Below are 19,386 nucleotides of genomic sequence, written 5' to 3'. Positions count from 1 at the left end.
AGGAAATCTCATGATTTTTCAGATATTTTTTCTTTATAATTTCCTCGGTTTCCAGGTTCTTTATAACCTGCTCCTTCAGGCAGATCTCTTCCGTCGGGAAGAAAAGGTGTGAACAGGATAACCGAAAAAAGGAGTAAAAATGTCCCGAGCATTCTTGACTGATCTTCAAAGGTAGCATAAAAAATTAAAATGCTAAGCATAACCCATAAAATAAAACTCAACTGAAGAGCGATCTTCACTCTATATAAATTTTCTGCGCCCTCGTTCAAGCAAATCCCCCATAAATATCCTAATTATAATAATTTGGGATTGAATAAATAGCTGTTTATTTTAAAGATTCTGACACTTTAGATCCAAAGGTTAGAACTGTTATCAGCCAAAGGAGGGTTTTTCGGAAAAAAGCTCCCATCTCAAGATAAAGATATTTAAAAAATTACATGCACACAAAAATTAAAAATTAGTAGAATTCGGGAAAAAGGGGTTAATCAAGTTTAGGGAAGCAAATTAAAGAGTAGCAAATTTAGAGCAACAGATTTGAAGTATTGGATTTAGAGCACCATAACTCTTCAAAGAATTAAATTTCGATAAAACTAATAATCTTTTCTCCCTCGTTCACTCTTTTGAGAAAGTCGTCTCTATCTGCATAGGGAGCTCCGGCAGTTATAGAAGCAGCCGCTTTTTTACCGATTCCAGGGAGCTCTCGAACAAGAGCAGAGGAAGCTGTATTGATATTCAGGGGATAAGGAATTCCGGTAATCGAACGCATGCCATGCCCTGTGACAGTAATGTCCGTGAATTTCCGCAACGGCAGGAGGGAAGGGACTCCTACGAGAAGAGGATAAGAGCCGATCTGCCTTCCAAAAGTGATTTCCCTGTCGTGCACTTCGCACATCACGTCTCTGAGTACAGTACCTTCAGGCACAACCCGGCGGAGCATTGGAAGGTCGATATTTTTTCTGACCTGTTCTTTATAATCCAGAAAGAGTTTCTTATGCTTCTTTGCAGCTTCGTCCCTGCCGTACATTGGAGTTCCTGGAAACGCCATAACCTGGCGGATATTAATTCTGCGGAGAAGCACCCCTGAATCAAGCACTCTCTCTAGGAAATCGTAGTTCAGCTGGAAAGTCTTTTTTGTCTCACCCATAAGCCCGTGCACAAAATTAATACCCGGGAGAATTTCCGGAAGCCCATTTGCCCCACGCGTTGCTCCGAGCCTGTTTACCAGCTCGATAGCCTCAAAAACCTCTTCGGAGGTTGCCTTGAGGGAGTTTGCTGCAATTACCTTAGGGTCAGCAGTTTCCATCCCGAAAGCTGTTACATCTCCAGAGGTGTGGTATTTGATAATCGTCTTCAGGATTTGCTCTGATTCTTCAGGGTATGTTGCAAGGGTTATAGGGTTTGCATTGTCCATATGGAGAACGGAAAGATCAGGTGCGGAGTTCCTTATTCCACGGTAAAGTTTTTCAAGAACCTCAGGCACAGGTTTCGGGACAGGCCCTCCTGCATCGGTCCCATGATAAGAAAAAAGGTCAGGCTGCCTTCCTATTCTGAAATAGCGGGCTCCATGAGAATAAAGTGCAGAAACTTCGGAGACAACTTCCTCTACAGGCCTGTAGTCTGAAGCCCCGTAGAATGGTTCGGTGCAGAAAGAGCAGTGGACCTGTCTGCCGCAGCCCCTATAGGTTTCAAGCTCGCACATGCAGTAAGGGTAGTCCGGGTGCTGCCTGATCAAAAAAGCTCCTTCAGGTCCCCAGCGTCCAATCTCGGATGTTGTCCTGAAACGGTGGTCAACGGATTCCGGGGATTTCAGTCTTGTAGGAAGACTCCCACTGTTACCTCTCCCGCTTACCCCTTCTTCCTCAAAAAGATCGTAAACAAAAGACTCGATATCCATTTTTGCAAGCACGGCATCTCCGAGGTTTATTCCGCTTTCCGTACCCTTTGCAGCCCTTCCGCCTTCGTTGCTGAAACCGAGCCTTATAGGACCGCCTATAACTTTTACTCCATGCGCAGCCCGGAAAATCGCTTCAATTTCTCCGGGTGAAATTGGAGACGCACGCAAGTATTTTCCAGGTACTGTCATACCAGCAATAATAATCACAAGGTCTGCTTTTCCTATAAGTTCGCCAGCTGCGGGAGTGTTTTCCCTCAGGGAATCAATAGTCAGGTAATGAATGTCACTTTCGGAAAGCCCGCGCTCTCTTAAAGCTCCTGCTATATAACGCGGATAAGGGGAAAGATACGGAGGAACCCCTAGACAGGCAGGTTCGTCCACGTAACCGTCTACGATAAGTGCTTTCATGTCAGTTTCTCGTTTCTTTTGTATGCTAAATAAAGATTGGAGTATAAAACGCAGCTGGATATTAAATTAAAGGTGATAAATACCATAAAAACTAAAGAGAAGAGAAAAGTTCAGAGAAGATAAATTCAGAGAAGATAAGTCAAGAGTAAGTCAAGAGAAAAACATAAAAAATAGTTAGGGCCGGGACCGAGAATCGAACTCGGGTCGTAGCCTCCACAGGGCCACAGGATGGACCTCTACCCTACCCCGGCCACAGGGTTTGGTACTTCAGGTTTGAAGCAACCTATAGAAGGAGTTTTTTTATATAAAGTTTTTGCCGGAAAAGGCAGGAGACCTTTTTAAGAGGATGGAAATTTTCTATTTTCCGGCACCAAAAAGTACCGGAAAACAGGAAAAATTCGGTTCTTGACCGGGCCCAAGCTCGATTAAAGCCCTTTGAGCCTGTCAAGAGCAAGTTTTGCAGCCTTTTCTCCGGAAAGGAGCATACCTCCGAAAACGGGGCCCATTCTCGGGGCACGAGTTGCGGCATTTGCAGCCATGCCTGCGACAATCAGCCCTGGATAGATCTCCTGGGTTGCATCCACAGCAAGGCGCTCGCCTACCTCGGACCACATCGGCTTTTCCCCGAGCATGCCGAGTTCCCCGATCTTTGCGTTCGGGATTTTCCTGAGAATCGTGTTGCAGACAACAGCATCATGTCCTGTCCCGTCAATCACGAGTTTTGTACGGATCATGAGAGGGTCTACATGCAGGCGCTGTGTTGTAACAGGTCCCCAGTTGATGACTATGCCGATAACCCTGTCATTCTCCCGGATCATAACATCTTCAAAGCTAACAAGGTTAAAAACCTCAGCACCTGCAGACGTTGCCCCTGCAATCAGCTTCCCTACGGATTCCACGGAGTTTGCCACGTAATAGCCGGGCTCGTACTCCTTATACCTTATCCCGAAGTCGTCAAGGACATGGCAGGCCTCTTCCTGCACAACAATGCGCGGAAACATCATGCCTCCAGCCCACATGCCGCCTCCGAGTGACAGTTTCTGCTCATAAATGGCAACCTTTGCTCCTGCTTCAGCCAGATACTTCGCAGCCACAAGATTTGCAGGTCCCCCTCCTACAAGTGCCACATCGATGTCCGTGTAGTCAAGGAAGGTTTTAGAGTACTCTTCAAAAATTGCCCGTGTTATTATAACTTCGTCGAGTTCCATTTAAATCTCTCATAAAGCTTATAGATTGAAGTTCCGGATAAACACCCGGCTTTTTCAAAAGTAAATCAGGAATTGTTAACCCTGATTCGTAAGCATTGAAATTCAAGTTTTGATACAGGGCATTGCTTTTAAAGTTATTGGAATCTGACGTAAGTAAGAGAGTGAGAAAGAGGAGAACTCGCAAAGTGTTTCTTCTCGAGATATTAGGAATTTTGTAAATGAACTCAAGTTTAGTTTTTGATCTATGAGAGCGAATTTCTTGATGTTTACAGTGGCATTTATATCTCTATCATGTTTCGTTTTACAAAAAAGCAAACTCTCAGAACAAAGATTAACAAAGAGGTTGAAAAAGCAGAGAAGTTTTTTTAAAAAGCTGAAAAGAGAGGATTTCTTCTGCGAAGAGGATGCATTAAAAGCTGCACATGATTTCGGAAATTCCAGGAGATTTCAAGGTGAGAGTCGGCATGATGAATCCTTTTTCCGTCTTCCCTATTCTGGATGATCTGGTGGATGCTTTCGACTCGGATAAAATTTTCAAACTTCTCCATCTACCGATTCAGTCCGCTTCTCACCCGGTCCTGAAAAAAATGAACCGCCTCCATAAAATGGATGATGTGGATGAAATTATTACGAAATTCCGTACTCGTTTCGAAGATCTTTCCCTTTTTACGGACATAATTATTGGCTTTTGTGATGAAACCGATGAGGACTTTGAAGAAACTGTGGAATGGGTAAAGAAATATCGTCCTGAAAAGATCAATATTTCCAGATACTCTCCCCGTCCGCACACTAAAGCATTCTCTTTCCGGAACCTGGACTCCCGAGTTTCCGTAAAACGCTCACATGAACTGCATAAAGTATGTGAGCAAATAAAACTCGAATCCAAGCGGGAAATGATTGGCTGGAAAGGCAGAGCTTTTGTTTCTAAATACACGGAGATTGGAGATGTCCTCACGCGTACGGACTCTTACCGTCCGGTTGTGATTAGTGGTTCCGATCTTAAGCCCGGTGAATACACTGAAGTGGAAATTACGGGAGCAAAGCCCGGTTATTTCCTGGGAAAAATCATCGGTTAAGGGAGAAATATTCACAAGCAAAGTGCAGCAAGTAAAAATAACTTAAAAAGACCTGATTTTTTCTGTTTTTACTTTTTCTTTACTTTTTATTCGTTTTTTATTTGCTTATCTTTTATTTTTATTTATATTGTCTTCCAATAAAAAGTAAAGTATTTATGCATAAAACTATCTAATATTTTTTACTATAATCTCTCAGTTCTTTACAATCTTGCGTTCTGGGGTGAGGCATATAGCTGAAAGAAAATGCATTAAACGTTCTTTTTTTAAATTATCCTGGTTTTTCCAGGATACCAGCGCCTACATTCCTTACGCCGTAATAGGGATTTTCATTGTCCTTGCAGCAACATTTTTCTCTGTCTACCTTATGAAAATGGACAGTGAGGTTGCCGAAACAATTTACACCACAGAGAAAAGCAACCCCAGACAGACGGCTATCAACCTCGCCGCAGCTGACCTTGTCCGCTGCCTTAACTATGCCGGAATGGAAGCTCTGGAGTGGCAGGGAGAACATCCTGTGATCATTCCTGATGGCTCTCCGGTTGAGAGGTTTTCTGAAGACAACTTTATGGCAACGCCGCAAAACCAGAACCTTGAGAAAGGAGATACCCTCCAAATCTCAATAAATCTGCCCTCCGATGTATGGGGCAGAATTGAATCCCTATGGAAAAACAGGAATGTCATTCTGGTCATAAATGACTCTTCAGGGAAGCAACTCAAACGCATGAACTATGGGAAAGCTACCGGTTTCCTTCAAAAAGTTTCCTTTAATGAACATATGGAAATCCCGGAAACCGCAGAAGCCGGATATGCGTCTATTGAACTCTATTATGGGGACGAACTCAAAGCTTCGGACTGGTTCCAGATTGAAGCAAGCCCAATAAAGGATATTACGGCAGAAGCTTTTAACCAGCTGCTTTCGACAAATTATCAGGCTAACAGCCACACTTTCATGGAATTTGCTATTAATGTAGAACCTGACATCAAACCCGAACAGATACAGATAAGAAAAGTTAACGGGACTTTACAGCGTGAAATTTCCCCTTCTGATAAAAACTACATGATTTACTACGTTTTTGAAATCCCTGTTTTGAACTATACTCTTGTTGACCTCGAATCCGGAGAAACATATAACATGAGTATGAACCTCTCTACCCTTATTACTTCAAGGGAACCTCTTCTCGAAGAACTTGTGAGGGAATATGAAACCGCACTCGGGACATCTTCAAGCCTGGACTCAACTTCGAATATCGTTCTTGGGGCAACAAACCTCAGGACCTTTATTTACGGTCCCTGGCAGCATTATGCAAACGGTCCTCTGAATATTCTGACCAATCCTGCCCTTGCAAGTTCGGTTAACGGAGCTACACTCTATACTCAGAAAAAGGTCTTTGACTCCGTTGACCCTCTTGCCCTTACATACGCCACTTACTACAATGGAAAGGTCCTGTATGAAGATGTCTGCGCTTCCGGTAGTCCAAAAATGAGTTCAGGTTTGCCGAATTCAACTATGCTTAATTCAACCGTGTTTAACTCAACCGGCTCGAATACCTCCATGCCCTCATATGAAATAGATAAAGGCGCGAACCTCACAACCACCTATGCCTCCCTTGCGCAGAATAAATCCTTTTCGCTGGATGTGGAGGAAGGTATAGAGAACTCCCTTGTTGAAGCAAATACCTCCTATGATGAGCTTTCCGAATATTCTGAAATAAAAGTTTCAGCCTCAGACTACACAGAAGGAGTTCTCGACGGCTGGGTCTTCAATGACCATGCATGGACAGAGGAAAATCCTGACCTCATCCACGCAGTCACAAATATTGTTTACACGGCTCCTGTCCAGGGGCAGATCCTTAGGGACGGCTTCAATTCTCCTGACCCGGTAACTTCAACAGTCATAGCAGGGTTTGACCAGGATTCGGTTTCATATGGCGGGCACACGGTCAGCTGGGATTCTGATTATTTTGCATCGGGCACGCATGCAGGATCGCGTGTGCCCTCTTACTCATGGAGTCAATCTGTTACAAACTTCTATTCCAAAACACTGGACCCTGGAATCGTTCCTCCAAGAGGAAAGCTAAAAAGCTGGCATATCACGGATGCCTCTGTTAGATTGAATTCCGTAGAAATAACTGATGTAAGAGTTGAGCCTCATTACGAGTACAGGGCTAATGACAAGCTTATTGCGGAGCACAGGACTGATGATGGCTATCTCAGCAGAGAGGATCATACCTTTGATTGGGGCATCCGTTACGATATCTATTACAGGATCAGGACAACGTGGAAAATAAATTATGATTATACCTATACATATGTCTGGCATACAGTCAACCGTCGTGCAGACGGCACATCATCTATAGAATCACATTCTGCTACATCAAGTGGCTCGAATTCTGAAACTCTAAGCAAAGCCGATTATGAATCCCTTTTCCACACTGAAACTGAATCCGAAAACCTGACAGTAGTCTATCACCAGCGACCGCCTACAGGCGGCTATACAGGCATATCTACCTATACTGACCTGATAGAAAGAGAATACAGAAATACAACCCTTTACACAGCCGGTGCAGAAAGGTTTGATCCCTGCTGTTCAGATGCCGCAGATAAGTACCGGGCTGCTCATGTGAATCTCAGGGCAATCGAAAGCACATTCTGGGCTTACCCTGACAGGAAGTATCTTCCGCAGCGCACAGTCAGCTGTGATATTCCTCCCTGGTTGCACAGGGTAATGGCTGAAGAAGTGCTGGTAATGCTTGACGCCATTGAAAAGGATAACCCCACGTTCAATTACTCTCTTCTGGAGTCCCCAGGCCAGGACCCGACAGATCTTCAGGTGGATACTGCCGAAAAACTGATTTTTGATCTGAAAGCAAACCGGGAGACCTACGTAAATAAAAAGCAGCATCTCACATCAGCCAGGAAGATGTACACTTCAAGTGACTCCGCTCGCTACATTGCAAGAAACGAAGCCTACAACAGGCTGCTGGAAGATATCGAGCAGAAGAACGAAAAACTGGACTCTAACCTGGACTCCTACATCCTCGATGCCCTTGAGGAAAAAGGTCTCAGTACCGGTGCTTTTGACAGCGTAACCTCAGGCCCCATGACACTTTTCGATAACCCTGCAATGGAAATGGCTGCCTCTGCCCTCGGAAAGGAAATGGGCATTATCTCCACAATGACAGTTACCGGTGAGCCCGAAAGTAAATACAACTGGACAGAAAACCTGACTCTTATTATTGACCAGAAACCGAACTATCTCTACCATGACCCGGACTTCGATCTCAGGAGAGAGTATGAGCTTACAGACTCAAGGGGCAGGGTTACTTATCCTTTAGGTGTTCGTAATACCTGCATTTTCACAACCAATATTTCCGAAGAAATTGCAGATGCCATATCCTCAAGCGGCGATTATGTAAAAACCGAAACTTCCCGACAACTCAGCCAGAGCATTTTCACCCTGAACACAGAAGTTAACCTTCTGGAACAAAACCTCAGCGAACAGGGAGTTTTTCTGGACACAGCCCGCCTTGATAGGGAAGTCCACAACCTGAGACTGATATATGCGCGAGAAATGAGGTTTCAGATTACTGAAGAGGTAGTATCCGAAGTAAGTTCGAATCCCGTTGTTTCCGGCTGGATCAAAAAGGACCGTGTCCGTACAATCACAGCAGGTTATCTTAACAGCTTCTCCGATGAAAAATTGATCGAAAAATCAACTACAGACCAGTTAGCAACTGAACTTGCTGCCATTATAAAAACAGAAATTCGGAATTCAAATCCTCCAGTTGGGCCTGATGAACTTGAGGCAACTCTGAATAGGGTCGATACTGACGTTAGAATGGGCGTTGCAAATGGCATATGTGCAGTAACAGTAAGTAAAGGTGAAACTCTTGATGTTCTTTTCGGAAAAATTGATAACGAGCTAAAAAATCTAGCAAATGAGACTGTGGATATGTGTTCTGGAGAGGTAGCAGATAAGGTAACAAAAAGGCTGGACAGGACTATGGCAACTGTCCCTTGTGGGTTGCCGGTAATGCCTCCGCATTGGGTATTTACGGTTAATATATGGACGTATGAATTAATTGGTAAATATGAGGAATTTACTGTCATTGATAACGATAATGAAGTGATTCCTAAGCCTTATTTTGGACATAAGGGTCAAAAATATGTGAGGAAAGAAGATCATATAAGACATCCTTTTAAAATTGATACTGACGGAAGCAGCATATGGTTAGGAAATAACAAACCAATAACGTTTCATCTTACTGGATATTCTACCACAATTGTTGGACCCGGACCAAAAGGAGTTGGAGATAAAACTGGAGATGGGATTGAAAAATCGGTAATGTATGATGATCTTTTGACAGAATTTGGAGGATAAAAGATTATGAGAAGGAAAATAGCAATAATGGGGGCAATTTTAATTTTATTTACGAGTGCAGCATCTGCATATAATTCTTATGGAGATATTTATGAGTATAACCTATACTTTAATGATAAATTGTTAAACACTACGGAAGTCCCAAAACCTATTTTAAAAATTGGTGAGCCTTTTGATATTAAAATTGATTTTATAACGCACAAAAAATGTGAGATGTCTATCAAATTAAGTGAGATAGAAAATGGTTATTTTGTAATAGTAAATGGTTCAACTACCAAAATGAATGTATATAGGGCTGATATATTAGAAAAAGACTCTACCATCACTTACAAATGGACAGTTAAACCTACTGAAAAATGGGCTGGAGGATCTTTACCAATTGATCTTGTTTATCAAATCGATGATTTTGAAACAAAGAAATCACTTGTCCATGGCTCATTTACCATAGCTTACCCATACATTTCCAATGAACATTACAAAGGCGAAATCCCCACTTCTGAAGAACCACAAGTTTCAGAAACCGAATCTTCACCTACATCCGCATCCACTCCAGCCTTTACACTTGCCGGTGCGATTTCAGTTCTTGCATTGGCTTTTGCCCTGTTCCGCAGATGAAAATCCTGCTTAGAAGCTTATTTTTGGGCTTGGCTCAAACTTATTTTTTTTACTCATGACAGTTTTCAGATTGTTCAAGTGAGGCTTCAAATTATCGAAGAAGTAGCCGCCGAGATAGGTTCAAATCCTGTTGTTTCCGGTTGGATCAAAAAAGATCGTGTTCGTGCAGTCACAGCTGGTTATCTTAACAGCCTCTCCGATGAAGAATTAATCGAAAAATTCACAACTGACCAGCTCGCAGCCGAACTTGCTGCTATTATAAAAACAGATATTCGGAAATCACATCCACTGATTGATGCTGATGAACTCGAAGCTGTCCTGAACAGAGTCGATACTGATGTCAGAATGGGTGTTGCAAACGGTATCTGTGAAGTGACAGTAAGCAAGGGTAAAACACTTGATGCTCTTTTTGGAGGAATTGATGGTGAACTGAAAAACATGGCAAATGAGACCGTGGATAAGTATTCGGGAGAGGTGGCAGATAAGGTTACAAAAAGGCTGGAAAGGACAATGAGTGCTGTTCCTTGTGGATTGCCGGTAATGCCACCTCATTGGGTTTTTACGGTGAATGTTTGGACGTATGAGGTAATTGGCAGATATGAAGAATTTACTGTTATTGATAATGACAATGAAGTGATTCCTAAGCCTTATTTTGGTCATAAGGGACAAAAGTATGTGAGGGAAAGTTCACAAGTAATGCATCCATTTAAAAAAGATAAAGATGGGGTTGCATTAAAATTGGGAAATAATGAAATAATTACTTTTCATCTCACTGGATATGCTACAACAATTGTAGGCCCAGGCCCAAAAGGTGTTGGAGATAAGATGGGTATGGCGAATGAAAAATCGGAAGAATATGATAATCTTGTCGACGAATTGAGAGGGCAAATATGATAAAAGTAAAGTTGATATTTTCTGCGCTTTTAATTTTTTTACTTATGTCCATTGTCACCTTAGCTGAGTCTCAATACGGTTCAATGGATGTATATTATAACAATAAACTCTTGCCGGGAACAGAAGTGGCAAAACCAGCCTTAAAAATAGGGGAACCATTTAATATAAAAATTAGTTTGACGGTAAATCAAAAAAGCGATGTTTATGCATCACTTTCATGCATGGAAAAGAGTTCTTTTGAAATAATAGATGGTCCTACTGTGAGAATAGGTGACTACTCAAAAGCGAACATTTTAGAGACAAACTCTACGATAGAGTATGAATGGACGGTAAAACCGACTGATAAATGGGCTGGAGGATCGCTGCCATTGGATATATATTATGAAATCTATGACCATGGAAGTCCAGAGCCTCTTATTAAAGGTGGTTTTACAGTCGCTTACTGCACCATCTCTAACGAACACTACGAAGGTGAAATCCCCACTTCTGAAGAACCACAAGTTTCAGAAACCGAATCCTCACCTACATCCGCATCCACTCCAGCCTTTACACTTGCCGGTGCGATTTCAGTTCTTGCATTGGCTTTTGCCCTGTTCCGCAGATGAAAATCCTGCTTAGAAGCTTATTTTTGGGCTTGGCTCAAACTTATTTTTTTTACTCATAACAGTTTTCAGGGTTGTTCAAATGAGACTTCAAATCATTGAAGAGGTAGTCGATGAAGTAAGTTCAAATCCTGTCATTTCCGGCTGGATTAAAAAAGACCGCGTCCGTACACTTACAGCGAATTATCTCAACAACCTCACTGATGAAGAGATAATTGAAAAATCTACAACAGACCAGCTTGCAACCGAACTTGCTGCTGTCATAAAAAAGAAATTCGGAATTCAAATCCTTCGGTTTGATCTGATGAACTTGAAGCCACTTTGAACAGAGTCGATACAGACGTTAGAATGGGCACTGCAACGGTATCTGTGAAGTGACAGTAAGTAAAGATGAAACTCTTGATATTCTTTTTGGAAAAATTGATAACGAGCTAAAAAATCTAGCAAATGAGACTGTGGATATGTATTCTGGAGAGGTGGCAGATAAGGTTACAAAAAGGCTTGACAGGACGATGTCAGCTGTTCCTTGTGGGTTGCCGGTAATGCCATAGCATTGGGTTTTTAAGGTCAATGTTTGGATTTACGAGGTGATGGGAGAATATGAAGTGCTACCATCGTCGATAATGATAACGAAGTAATTCCTAAACCTTATTTCGGGCACAAAGGTCAGAGGTGCATTAGACAAGATGAGCTTGTTTCTTACCCAATAGGTAACAATCAAAATGGAACCTTTATCCGACTCGGAAAAAATACTCAAATTACATTTCGGATGAATGGCTATTCTGCGACAATTGTTAGACCAGGACTAAAAGGAGTTGGAGATAAGATTAGTGGAAGTTCGGAAGAATCAATTGGGTATGATGATCTACTGGAAAAGTTTGATTTTGTTGCTACAGCGGGATTTTTGATAGGTTCTTTTGTGAGCGGGGACCGGGTAAGGGCAAATTATGATGTATTGAAGATCCCAAGAAGATCCCAACGTCTCCTAAATTAAAAAAAGAAGCTCTATAAAAGTTCGAGCCTCTATTTGCCGGATTCGATTCAAAATCTAATTTTACTGCTCAGCCACTCCCCCGTTGACAAAGAACATTTTGTCACCTTCGACTCCGGGGTAAAGGACAAGCTTTCCGTCCTCAAGAGCCACTGCACCTACAGTGGGTAAAAGCGACAAATATTCGCCGTCCATAGACTCAGGCCCACATGCAACAAGCGTAATTACAGGCAGTTCAAGGGTAAGGCTGTTGCCTTCGAGAGTGTAAGTTCCGCTGCCTGTGTTGCAGTCGGCTTTAATATAGTATGTGCCGTCAGCGAAAAAGGCAAGAGTATAATTTTCAGGGTCAGGTACTTTTATCTGGCTGTCAGGACTGTCAGAATCCTGAAAGCTGGTCCACTGCCATTCGATATTAGTTACATTGTCAGCAGAAACTGGTTCAAGACCCTCTATAGTGCTTCCTGAAGTCCCTGAGCTTCCTGCAGATCCGGCAGGAATAGTTTCTGCGGATTCAGCCGGAGTACTCTCTATGGATTCGGCAGAAGTATTCTCTAAGGGTTCGACAGAGTTGTTTCCTGCAGGCTCAACAGGAGTAGTTTCTGCAGGTTCAACGGAAGTATTATCTGAAGGCTCAGCAGGCTCTTCTTCCTGCTCAGTACAGCCGAGCGAGAAAGAGACAGCGGTTATAACTCCAATGGTAAGGAGTAAAACCAGAATTATAGATGCACTTCTAACTTTCATTGTATACCTCGTAGATTAATTGCATGGAAAGATGCATCATTTAAATATAGATTTTGTTTAAACTGCAGTTTGATTTGCAGTCATATAATTTTTTTTCAACTATTTTACGGAAATTCCAAACAGATCTTATACAAACGATAGTTAACAGGCATAAATCATAACCTCAAAAATAAGTTTTTCCAAGGACCTTCGAGTTCTTCTAACAGATGATGGACCCGATCCGTAAATCTCGAAAAAGAAGTCTTAAAGTTCAGTAACCAAGTTCAGAAAGCTAGATTCCTATGCCTCTATAATTCACAAGACTAACCTTATTGATTAACAAATAAAAATCAACATATAAAAATGGAACTAACTGGGAATTAGAATGAAAATAAGCGCACGCAATGTCCTTAAAGGCAAAGTCAAGAGTATAACACACGGATCAGTTAACTCGGAAATCGTAATTGAACTCCCGGGTGGCACTGAGATTACTTCCATTATTACAAAAAACTCAGCTGAAGATCTGGGTTTGAAAGAAGGGCATGAGGTATATGCAGTAATTAAAGCCACAAGCGTGATGTTGGCTTCTGACTGAGAAGCATGATTATAGTACTGCATATAGTGTACTGCATCATGAAATCCTGCATTATGGAAATCGCTTTGCAAAAACTGCCGGTAAATAAGTTGTTCCGAAATCAATGTTATCGATACTATCAATAGAGGGGGAGTTATTCTTGGGTAAAGAAGACAAAGAACCATCTTTCCAGCCTGAACCGATACCTGAACCGGAACCCGAACCGGTTCCTTCACCGGAACCGATACCCGAACCGGAACCGGAACCCGAACATAAGCCCAGAAAAACAAGGTAATAGAGGTCAAATATACTATAAAGATCAAGTACAACAGGCATGATCACAAAGGTTTACATATCCCACTGCGAACGAGATGAACTGCTTGCTCAGGAACTGGCAAGAGCTCTGTGGGCAGTGGAAATTGAGAGCTTTTCGTCTCTGTACAGGAAAGCTCGAGTTCTTTCCCTAGCTGAAAGAATACGTTTTGGAATCCGCCAGTCAGACTGTATTATCCCTATCATCACACAGGAAGGAGTGCTATCCCCGGAAGTGAACCAGGAGATCGGGCTGGCTGTAGGAATTGATCAGTTAATAATTCCGCTGGTAGAGTCAGGGATTGAACTGCCTGTTCTTATACGTCATCTCCAGCCGATTAGTTTTTACCCTGAAGCCTATGAAGATGCTCTGGGAAAACTTATACAGAACATAAGGCAGCTTACAAAACTGGACTGGCTAAAAATAAAGTGCCCTTACTGCGCAGAGGAAATGACGCAGTATATTTCTCCGGAAGAAGAGGTGGAAAGGGCTCTTCTTGCAGGAAAGCACCTCGAAACGATCTGCAGTTACTGCCAGAGAAACATCTACCTTGACCCCAGGACCTTTAGACCTATACCCTGAATATCTCTAATACAGGAATAAAAGGCACAGGAATCAAGAGGCAAATTCATGGAAAAAGAAGGCGAATTAAAAGAAGATCTCATGAAAGAAAGGACCAGGAATGAATTCGGAAAGCCAACCGTCGTTCAGTCCAAGTTAGGGGAAGCTACTGTCAGTGAGACTGAAGTAAGTGGAATAAAAGACCTTACTCCCGTAGAGAAAAAACACCTGCTGTTACAGCTTTCCAGGGACAGAGTAAAAGACAGCTCTGCCGGTCCCTGGGAAATTGTTGATATCCACAGGGAAGAATGGAGAGCAATTAAAGCTACAATGGTCGAACCGGTAGAAATAGACGTTAGGGATACAGGAAGAGACGAACTGTTCAGGGTATTGTTTGATATAACGAAGCTAGAAAGAGAACTTGAGCTAGAATCAAGGGAGCAGGCGGACATAAAACCACAGAAAGGCAGGGAACAGCATTGAGGAACAGAAGATATTAGTAAAAAAAGAATAAAATAGAAAGAACAAGATTTAAAAATGAAATTAAAAACTTAAAAAATTGAAATTAAAAAATAAAAACGAAATTTAAAAAACTGAATTTGAGAATTAATCTGTTAAAAGTAAACTCTCAAATAACCCATCCGGTTTAAAACTTTCTACTCTTTCTCTTTGCGTAGCACTCCCTGCAGTAGACTGGTCTGTCAGGGTCCGGCTTAAAGGGCACCTCTGTTTCCATATCACACTCAGAACATTTTGCTTTGTACATCTTTTGCGGCTCTCTGCCGAAGCCGCCTCCTCTACTGGAACCCCGATCTCTACTCTGGTCCCGATCTCTGCCCTGGAAACTTTTTCGTTCCATATATTTTCCCCTTTATGCTCCATATTATGTATGGCTTATCAAGTAATTCGAAAGAGCCGCACTTACGAATGGGTTATTCTTTGGTGTGTCTCAATGAACTAATTGAATGATAAGTATCTGGCATGGTGATATTTATTGTTGTTGCATTGGGCCTGAACTGCATTAGTGGCTCTAACAATTTATTTTAAGCTTTTATACAGAGTTTTATAATTCTATCTCATACTAATGAGGCAGTTATATCACCTGGCTATAAAGTTCCAAAATGAAGTTAATGCTATGGTCCAAACAGGTTAGATAATACATGAGAATATATGGAGTCTAACTTTTTGTCTCTGTTTACCCTGATTTAGCCAGAGAGAGCTCAAAGAATCGAAAACAAGAGGAAAAATTTGATAATAAAATAAAAAAGACTCTAGAAAAAGTGGAGGCTTGTAGCCTCCTGACTCTTTTCTTTCCTCAAATGGGAGACTGTGGACTTTTTCAGGAGGTCTCTTAATGCCGTAAATTTCTCGAATCTGGACCTTTTCTATTTGGCATGTCTATCAGGTCACCCTTTATTTTGGGTAACCTGATAGTTTAACCTCCCGAACATCAGCCAAATCAGGACCTGTAAGTTGCCTCTTTTTGAGGACGGTTCACTCTTAAAGAGTTACTTGCCTGAGAACTCTTTGCTGACATCAGCAGCGTTGTTGTATTGCTTTTCAGGAAGGCTCTGGAGAACATTCATTACTTCCTTGCTGGCATTGTGCTGCTTAGCATGCTGAATAAGGTCCTGTTTTCCTGCAGGATAATCCATGTCCTTTAGAGCTTTCTGGACTTCAATAGGACTTGTTTCCATAAATTTTCCCTCCCTACTTTAGTTTAATCCCCTTTAAACTCCTTGCTGACATCTGCAGCGTTGGTGTACTCTTTTTCAGGAAGATTATTAATGTCCTGCATAACCTCGTCGCGAGCGTTATTATCCTTAGCATGCTTAATAAGATCTTCCTTCTTTGCAGGATAATTCATGTTTTTTAGAGCCTTTTGGACTTCGATAGGATTTGATTTCATAAATTCTCTTCCTTTACTCGAATTTAATCCTCTTATTTTCCTGTCAACGTCTGCAGTATTCGTATATGTCCTGTCCTTATCTTGACTCGCCCTTCAGGCGTTTTCCACTGAATTCCTGAGCGACATCTGCAGCATTGTTATATGTCCTGTCTGAAAGATCCTGCAGGTCATTAATTATGTCCTGGCTAGCATTCTTACTCTGAGCGTACTGAATAATTTCATTCTTACTCTTAGGAAAATCGATACCTTTCAGTGCATGTTCAACATCAGCCATACTTGCTTTCATAAATTTTCCTCCTTTACTCCAATTTAATTTCCAGATTTATGTCAATGTCTGCAGTGTTCGTTATGTCCTGTCCTTATCTTGACTCGCCCTTCAGATGCTTTCCACTGAATTCCTGAGCGACATCTGCAGCATTGTTATATGTCCTGTCTGAAAGATCCTGCAGGTCATTAATTATGTCCTGGCTAGCATTCTTACTCTGAGCGTACTGAATAATTTCATTCTTACTCTTAGGAAAATCGATACCTTTCAGTGCATGTTCAACATCAGCCATACTTGCTTTCATAAATTTTCCCCCTTAATTTATTTATCTTCTAATTCCTTGTTAACATCGGCAGCACTTGTGTACGCTTTGTCTGGAAGGTTTTTAATGGCATTTATTACATCATCACTTGCATCATGCTGCCTTGCGTGCTCAACAAGATCCCTCTTCTCTGCAGGATATTCTATGTCCTTTAAGGTCTTCTGAACAGAAGCTGGACTTGTTTGCATGGTTTTCCCCCAAATTTTGTGTTTTCTCACTCCTGCTGACACAGGCAATATCGAAATATCCTCCTATGTCAGAAGGTCTTACTGAGCATCTCTGTTACCAAACTCTGGCACCGTACCCTGAGCTTATTAACCATGTCAACCCAGACATACTTAGATCGCCTCTCACAGGGTAATCCAAACTCTGGTGCCATCTGGACCTATGTAGATTTGGTAGCTCTACCCAGTAATTCATTGTTTACTTGATCTGGTACGCTGTCTTTCCAGCCGATCAAGTTCTCTGGTAACATCTGCAGGGGTACTGTACTCTTTTAGAGGCAGGCCTCTTAAAAGGTCCAGATCTTCACTTCTTGCCTGTTTTCCTTCGGCAAATTTTACAAGATCGTCCCTGCTTTTGGGGGAACTCATTCCCCTATCAGTAATAACTTCCTCGATCCGGCTTGGATTCCTTTTGATGAGTTCACCTTCCTGGATTCGGATGTTCATTACCTTTCCCAATTAAGTTGCCCACCCTCCATTCAGTATTATGCAAGGGATAATATAAAAAAGAATTCAACTCAAACGTTTGTTAGAAGATGACTATTTTGTTCTGGGAGCTCTCTGTTTATTATTAGAGTGATGGGATGGCATTACCGGAGATCCGAAAAGTAATGAAATAACTCGGATTTGCTTTTAAGCTCTGGATAGAGCCCAGTCTAAATCCTGATGGATAAAAGAAAGGGCTCTTCAAGAAGGCTATTGAGTCGGAAAAAAAACTTCCTGAGGAAATAAACTTACAACTTATGAAGAAAAGCTTCCTTGAAAGCAGCAAGGTTTTTGAAGCCATGAAGAAAAAAAGCCATATGTGATCGAATTTTAGTTATGAGATATATACCTGACGCTTTACTTATGCGAAGTTTTATTCATTGTCTCCTTTACCCAGACTGAAAGGTTGCTATCCCATATCTACGTGACGGTCGTCAGGAACATTCCATCCGTAACTGAAAAAATCTCAGCTCCCTGAGTAAGCAAAAATTTTAATTTTCTTTTTTAACTGAAAACCTTTAATAAAAGCTCTTCAAATTAAAGTCCAAATCACTAATGAGTAAACAGAAAAGTTAACAGAAGAAAAACAAACCAGATGTTATTATATGGTCTTAACAAATTTTTTCATTCTTTTACTTGGCCTGGTCTTCCTGGTCAAGGGGTCAGACTATTTCGTCAAGTCAGCATCAACGATTGCAAAAAAGCTTGGCGTGTCAGAATTTGTTATAGGGCTGACTCTTGTGGCAGTAGGAACATCCATCCCGGAACTTGCTTCTTCCATAGCCGCTTCTGTCCAGCAGGCAAGTGGAATAGTTGTAGGAAATGTAGTAGGCTCGAACATTGTTAACATAGGTCTGATTGTCGGGTTTGCTGCATTTCTTTCTCCGATGAAAACCGAAGTTGAGATGCTCAAAAGAGACGGCTATATCATGCTCTTTTCAGCTGTGCTCTTTTTTGTTTTTGCACTCAATGGTGAATTGTCAATAATCGAATCCGGTTTATTTGTACTGCTGTATATCGCTTACACATTTTTTTTGTTTGAAGAGGCAGAAAAATACGAAGGAAAACTCCATTTCAAAGAGTTCATAACATACTTTTTCAAATTTCAGTACATCAACAGTGCAAGGCAAAAACTTAATGGTACAGGTCGTAACGGGAACTCTGATTCAAAAAATGAAAACGGCAGGCTTAAGGGAGGCTTTTCAAAAGATATAGTTACCCTTGTATTAAGCTGTGCAGCGATTATAATAGGGGCAAACTATTTCGTTGATGAGTCAATCTTTTTTGCAGAGCTTCTGGGAGTTCCTGATACCCTCATTGGCACGACTCTGGTCGCAGTAGGGACTTCCCTTCCTGAGCTTGTTGTAACGGTGTCCGCAGCAAGGCAAGGTTACGGAAACATTGCCCTTGGTAACATTATAGGTTCAAATATCACAAACGTACTTATGATCCTCGGGCTTTCCGGGCTTCTCTACCCTATAGCCATTGCGGAAATAAGTCTCTTCTTTACGACTCCTGTCATGATATTCATAAGCGTGATCCTGCTTATCTTTATCAGTACAGGCTGGGAAATAAAAAGATGGGAAGGAGTAGCATTGATGGTTTTCTATGCAGCTTTTCTTCTAGTCCTGTTCAGGATGAGCTGAAAAGCATTCGGAAAATTATCGTAACAGGTCTCCGGATAAGTGTATCCGGGAGTCCCAAAGCTATTTTATTTCTTTCTCATATTTTTTTTATTAGCACGTTTTGCCTGTACTGGAGTGTTCCTGAAGCTTTTTCTTTTTTATTAGATTAAACTCCAGTTCAGAAACACCTGTGACTGGCTGGTCAGAGCTCAGAGTATTGTGACTGAATAGTCAGGATTCAGAGTAGTTAGAATCAGAGTAGTTAGAATAATTAGTGCAGCGTGACCGCTTCCTTCTAACGGCCAGGTAGTCTGCTAC

The 19,386-nt window shown here is 41.7% G+C and carries 24 protein-coding genes and 1 tRNA gene; 13 read left to right on the top strand and 12 right to left on the bottom strand.

The genetic code is table 11. The features are described 5' to 3' along the window. Window positions 1–8: 8 nt before the first annotated feature. From MSHOH_RS24255 to MSHOH_RS06840, 4 genes are all read right to left on the bottom strand, one after another. Window positions 9–269 carry a hypothetical protein gene (locus MSHOH_RS24255; protein WP_048138392.1) on the bottom strand — a complete coding sequence of 87 codons (261 nt, stop codon included), beginning with the start codon at window positions 267–269 and terminating at the stop codon, window positions 9–11. A gap of 305 nt (window positions 270–574) precedes the next feature. Beyond that, window positions 575–2,302: a radical SAM protein gene (locus MSHOH_RS06850; protein ID WP_048138390.1), complete on the bottom strand. Its 1,728-nt coding sequence runs from the start codon at window positions 2,300–2,302 to the stop codon at window positions 575–577. Between the two features lie 178 nt (window positions 2,303–2,480). After that, window positions 2,481–2,553 (bottom strand) — tRNA-His (locus tag MSHOH_RS06845). Window positions 2,554–2,727: 174 nt separating this feature from the next. Then, window positions 2,728–3,510 carry a sulfide-dependent adenosine diphosphate thiazole synthase gene (locus MSHOH_RS06840; protein ID WP_048138389.1) on the bottom strand — a complete coding sequence of 261 codons (783 nt, stop codon included), beginning with the start codon at window positions 3,508–3,510 and terminating at the stop codon, window positions 2,728–2,730. A 452-nt stretch (window positions 3,511–3,962) separates the two neighbouring features. Between MSHOH_RS06840 and MSHOH_RS06835 the strand changes: the two genes are divergently transcribed. The 8 genes from MSHOH_RS06835 (at window position 3,963) to MSHOH_RS24585 (ending at window position 12,072) form a co-directional block, all read left to right on the top strand. Next, on the top strand, window positions 3,963–4,586 hold the full coding sequence (locus MSHOH_RS06835) for a radical SAM protein (protein WP_239451257.1): 624 nt from the start codon (window positions 3,963–3,965) through the stop codon (window positions 4,584–4,586). A gap of 208 nt (window positions 4,587–4,794) precedes the next feature. Further along, window positions 4,795–8,967 carry a DUF7286 family protein gene (locus MSHOH_RS06830; RefSeq protein WP_239451256.1) on the top strand — a complete coding sequence of 1,391 codons (4,173 nt, stop codon included), beginning with the start codon at window positions 4,795–4,797 and terminating at the stop codon, window positions 8,965–8,967. A gap of 6 nt (window positions 8,968–8,973) precedes the next feature. Further along, on the top strand, window positions 8,974–9,582 hold the full coding sequence (locus MSHOH_RS06825; RefSeq protein WP_048138386.1) for a sarcinarray family MAST domain-containing protein: 609 nt from the start codon (window positions 8,974–8,976) through the stop codon (window positions 9,580–9,582). 78 nt (window positions 9,583–9,660) lie between these two features. Continuing rightward, window positions 9,661–10,476 carry a DUF7286 family protein gene (locus MSHOH_RS06820; RefSeq protein ID WP_048138383.1) on the top strand — a complete coding sequence of 272 codons (816 nt, stop codon included), beginning with the start codon at window positions 9,661–9,663 and terminating at the stop codon, window positions 10,474–10,476. Next, on the top strand, window positions 10,476–11,081 hold the full coding sequence (locus MSHOH_RS06815) for a sarcinarray family MAST domain-containing protein (RefSeq protein WP_048143255.1): 606 nt from the start codon (window positions 10,476–10,478) through the stop codon (window positions 11,079–11,081). Before MSHOH_RS06820 ends, MSHOH_RS06815 begins: the two co-directional genes overlap by 1 nt. A gap of 79 nt (window positions 11,082–11,160) precedes the next feature. Beyond that, complete coding sequence (locus MSHOH_RS24595; RefSeq protein WP_048138381.1) at window positions 11,161–11,403, top strand: hypothetical protein; 243 nt, start codon at window positions 11,161–11,163, stop codon at window positions 11,401–11,403. 49 nt (window positions 11,404–11,452) lie between these two features. Then, a complete protein-coding gene (locus tag MSHOH_RS24590) occupies window positions 11,453–11,629 on the top strand; it encodes a hypothetical protein (protein ID WP_204245398.1) in 177 nt (58 codons plus the stop codon). A gap of 218 nt (window positions 11,630–11,847) precedes the next feature. Further along, window positions 11,848–12,072 carry a hypothetical protein gene (locus MSHOH_RS24585; RefSeq protein ID WP_048138379.1) on the top strand — a complete coding sequence of 75 codons (225 nt, stop codon included), beginning with the start codon at window positions 11,848–11,850 and terminating at the stop codon, window positions 12,070–12,072. A 60-nt stretch (window positions 12,073–12,132) separates the two neighbouring features. On the opposite strand, the gene MSHOH_RS06800 is transcribed toward MSHOH_RS24585, so the two are convergent. Continuing rightward, on the bottom strand, window positions 12,133–12,810 hold the full coding sequence (locus tag MSHOH_RS06800; RefSeq protein ID WP_048138378.1) for an META domain-containing protein: 678 nt from the start codon (window positions 12,808–12,810) through the stop codon (window positions 12,133–12,135). Window positions 12,811–13,174: 364 nt separating this feature from the next. Between MSHOH_RS06800 and MSHOH_RS06795 the strand changes: the two genes are divergently transcribed. The 4 genes from MSHOH_RS06795 to MSHOH_RS06780 all read left to right on the top strand — a co-directional run bounded on the left by MSHOH_RS06795 (window position 13,175) and on the right by MSHOH_RS06780 (window position 14,720). Further along, on the top strand, window positions 13,175–13,384 hold the full coding sequence (locus MSHOH_RS06795) for a TOBE domain-containing protein (protein WP_048138376.1): 210 nt from the start codon (window positions 13,175–13,177) through the stop codon (window positions 13,382–13,384). 139 nt (window positions 13,385–13,523) lie between these two features. Beyond that, window positions 13,524–13,658: a hypothetical protein gene (locus MSHOH_RS25555; protein ID WP_275425557.1), complete on the top strand. Its 135-nt coding sequence runs from the start codon at window positions 13,524–13,526 to the stop codon at window positions 13,656–13,658. A 39-nt stretch (window positions 13,659–13,697) separates the two neighbouring features. Continuing rightward, window positions 13,698–14,258 carry a toll/interleukin-1 receptor domain-containing protein gene (locus tag MSHOH_RS06785; RefSeq protein WP_048138372.1) on the top strand — a complete coding sequence of 187 codons (561 nt, stop codon included), beginning with the start codon at window positions 13,698–13,700 and terminating at the stop codon, window positions 14,256–14,258. 48 nt (window positions 14,259–14,306) lie between these two features. Beyond that, window positions 14,307–14,720 (top strand): hypothetical protein, encoded by a 414-nt coding sequence (locus MSHOH_RS06780; RefSeq protein WP_048138369.1) that lies wholly within the window; start codon window positions 14,307–14,309, stop codon window positions 14,718–14,720. Between the two features lie 163 nt (window positions 14,721–14,883). Here MSHOH_RS06780 and MSHOH_RS06775 read toward each other — a convergent pair whose 3' ends face one another. From MSHOH_RS06775 to MSHOH_RS06745, 7 genes are all read right to left on the bottom strand, one after another. Further along, entirely contained in the window at window positions 14,884–15,096 is a 213-nt protein-coding gene (locus MSHOH_RS06775) for a CxxC-x17-CxxC domain-containing protein (protein WP_082089261.1), read from the bottom strand. A 649-nt stretch (window positions 15,097–15,745) separates the two neighbouring features. Beyond that, window positions 15,746–15,934 carry a DUF2795 domain-containing protein gene (locus MSHOH_RS06770; protein ID WP_048138366.1) on the bottom strand — a complete coding sequence of 63 codons (189 nt, stop codon included), beginning with the start codon at window positions 15,932–15,934 and terminating at the stop codon, window positions 15,746–15,748. A 23-nt stretch (window positions 15,935–15,957) separates the two neighbouring features. Beyond that, the gene (locus MSHOH_RS06765; RefSeq protein WP_052730749.1) at window positions 15,958–16,146 is read right to left on the bottom strand and encodes a DUF2795 domain-containing protein; all 189 of its coding nucleotides are present in this window, start codon (window positions 16,144–16,146) and stop codon (window positions 15,958–15,960) included. 76 nt (window positions 16,147–16,222) lie between these two features. After that, window positions 16,223–16,432: a DUF2795 domain-containing protein gene (locus MSHOH_RS06760; protein WP_048138362.1), complete on the bottom strand. Its 210-nt coding sequence runs from the start codon at window positions 16,430–16,432 to the stop codon at window positions 16,223–16,225. Window positions 16,433–16,505: 73 nt separating this feature from the next. Then, on the bottom strand, window positions 16,506–16,715 hold the full coding sequence (locus MSHOH_RS06755) for a DUF2795 domain-containing protein (RefSeq protein ID WP_048138360.1): 210 nt from the start codon (window positions 16,713–16,715) through the stop codon (window positions 16,506–16,508). Window positions 16,716–16,732: 17 nt separating this feature from the next. Then, on the bottom strand, window positions 16,733–16,921 hold the full coding sequence (locus MSHOH_RS06750) for a DUF2795 domain-containing protein (RefSeq protein WP_048143254.1): 189 nt from the start codon (window positions 16,919–16,921) through the stop codon (window positions 16,733–16,735). Between the two features lie 228 nt (window positions 16,922–17,149). Next, window positions 17,150–17,416: a DUF2795 domain-containing protein gene (locus MSHOH_RS06745; protein WP_048138358.1), complete on the bottom strand. Its 267-nt coding sequence runs from the start codon at window positions 17,414–17,416 to the stop codon at window positions 17,150–17,152. Between the two features lie 632 nt (window positions 17,417–18,048). On the opposite strand from MSHOH_RS06745, the gene MSHOH_RS06740 reads away from it, so the two are divergent. Next, entirely contained in the window at window positions 18,049–19,089 is a 1,041-nt protein-coding gene (locus tag MSHOH_RS06740) for a calcium/sodium antiporter (RefSeq protein ID WP_048138356.1), read from the top strand. The last annotated feature ends 297 nt before the right edge of the window (window positions 19,090–19,386 follow it).

The sequence above is a fragment of the Methanosarcina horonobensis HB-1 = JCM 15518 genome (assembly GCF_000970285.1).
Lineage (GTDB): Archaea > Halobacteriota > Methanosarcinia > Methanosarcinales > Methanosarcinaceae > Methanosarcina > Methanosarcina horonobensis.
This window is presented reverse-complemented; position numbering and strand designations above follow the sequence as displayed.